This window comes from Flavobacterium sp. A45 (genome assembly GCF_002001005.1).
Taxonomy (GTDB): Bacteria; Bacteroidota; Bacteroidia; order Flavobacteriales; family Flavobacteriaceae; genus Flavobacterium.
The window spans coordinates 1-2,134 of record NZ_MUNX01000069.1 but is presented as its reverse complement, the minus strand read 5'-3'; the positions used below and the strand labels follow the sequence as shown (position 1 = coordinate 2,134).

The following is a 2,134-nucleotide window of genomic DNA, read 5'->3' as shown; positions in this document are numbered from 1 at the left end:
GATGTATTCTGGACTGTTTTTCTTCTTATCATCAAATTTATTATCCATGATAAAATATAAATGATAATAATCGAGTAGAAAAAAGATGATTATGAAAAATTTAAAAAGATATATTTGACAAAATTTAATTGGTAAAATTTCAAATAACATTGATCCCAATAATGCTGGATAAATTAGTGTATAGATAAATTTTTGCTTGTCAGTTTTTGGGTTTAACATTTTGTTGTTTTTTAATTTCTGCTAACGTTCCCTTGCTACTAGTGGTTTGGGGTTAAATTAAGCCTTATCTTCGGATTTGCCTAAAAATCCCAAAAACAAAACCATTTTTCAATTAAACCAATTGCCCAAATTACTAGTAACAAGTGTTAGCAGTAGTGCTTTTAGTCATTTTTTGTTTGATTTTCGTAATAATTATTTAGCCATAGTTTTTCTTCATTTTCTATTTCTCGGGCTAAAGGATTATTTGTGTATTTTATAATTTCATCAATACATTGTTGTCGTAAATTATTATTGGGATTTCCATATTCAAGTATTAAATGAGCAGTCCACAGTTGAATGCGATATTGACTTTCCTTCAGATACATTCCAAAGTTTTCCACAAGATTATTATCAAAATATATCTTTCCAATTTCAACTAAACTTTTATATTCTTCTGATAGTCTGCTTTCAGAATCTGCAGGTCGGATTTTTTTAAAATAAGCATCCTTACATAAAAATAAAAAGGAAGTATTTTTTTGAATTTCTTCAATTGTCATATCTGTTTTTTTTGCAATATTTGTGCATTACTGCTAACGTTCTGGCACTACAGCGGGTTTGGGATTAAATTAAGCCCTATTTTCGGATTTGCCAAATCATTCCAAATACAAGACCATTTTTCCATTAAGCCAATTGCCCAAATCCGTTGTAGTGGCTGTTACCAGCTGTACTTTCTATGCTTTTTGACGTTTCCAAGCTATTACTTTTACGCCTTCAGAATAATGTGTCAAATTTGGTTTTCGATCTGATAAATTTATGTCGCCAATTTTATAATTCAAATTAAGCTTTATAATTTCTACATTTTTTATTTCCCATTCTTTATGATGAATATCGTAACGGTAAGATTTACTGTCTTTTTGAAGATATAAGCAATATCTTTCTGTAAGCCATTTGTCCAATTCAGTTTTGCTTTGAAGTCTATTTTTGATTTCAAATTCAGTATCAAGGTAAAACCCTTTACGAATATTTTTTGAGCTATATTTTTTGTCTGTTCGTTTTATATTGGACTTTTCATAAGGAAGACCTGATAATGCCTTTGCTATGAAAGTTGAAAGCAATTTTTCAGCTTCAATGTTTAAAAAATATACACCCTTTTTATTGTCATTTTCAATGTATGTCCGCAAGTTTATTTCATCAAAGTTTGAAATAAAAGAAATTGAAGGCAGATGTTTTGGTCTAATTTTTTCCATCGTAAAAGCAACTAATGAAACATAACAGTTGCCATCGAAAGTGTCTATATTGAAATTTTCAGGAACACATTTTCGTAATATTTCAAATGGGATTGCCCAATGAAAAAACAATGCATTATTCCATTCTTGATAATATTCCCACTGTCCATCAGGAAGTGCAAAAGGTCTGTGAGCAATATTAGAAAGGATATCGTCAATATCTGTCATTCGTGAATTCGTGTTAGTATAGCTGGTAACGTTCTGGCACTACAGCGGGTTTGGGACTAAATTAAGCCCTATTTTCGGATTTGCCAAATCATCCCAAATACAAAACCATTTTTCCATTAAGCCTAATGCCCAAATCCGTTGTAGTGGCTGTTATGGGCAGGATATTTTACCTTATAATTTAGTAATGCTGACCATAATAGTTTAAAACATTTGGTCAATAGTATTCTATTTCTCGATTTAAAATAGAGTAGGTAGAATCTCCATTTTTGCAAACCATTTGGATCCAATTACCGATTTTATCATAAGTTATTTTTATCACTTTCATTTTATAATCTAAGTAAGCATCTAGATTAGTTAATGTATCTTCTATAACAATTCCTCTTTCATTATATTTCAAGTTTTGTTTATGTCTAATAGTTGAAGAATCTTGGTAAGTAATCTCTTCTATTTTATTTTTATTTACATCGTATTTATATGTAGTC

The 2,134-nt window shown here is 29.7% G+C and carries 3 protein-coding genes and 1 pseudogene; all 4 read right to left on the bottom strand.

What is annotated here, in order from left to right; translation table 11 throughout:
• Positions 1-219 (bottom strand): hypothetical protein (locus B0E44_RS18945; protein WP_217341297.1); only part of this gene is annotated, 219 nt, incomplete at its 3' end.
• A 161-nt stretch (positions 220-380) separates the two neighbouring features.
• Positions 381-755, bottom strand: a complete 375-nt coding sequence (locus B0E44_RS07250) for a hypothetical protein (protein WP_077372270.1) — start codon at positions 753-755, stop codon at positions 381-383.
• Between the two features lie 174 nt (positions 756-929).
• Positions 930-1,652: a YqjF family protein gene (locus tag B0E44_RS07245; RefSeq protein WP_077372267.1), complete on the bottom strand. Its 723-nt coding sequence runs from the start codon at positions 1,650-1,652 to the stop codon at positions 930-932.
• A 214-nt stretch (positions 1,653-1,866) separates the two neighbouring features.
• Positions 1,867-2,134: pseudogene (locus B0E44_RS18940) on the bottom strand (hypothetical protein); the annotation flags it as partial.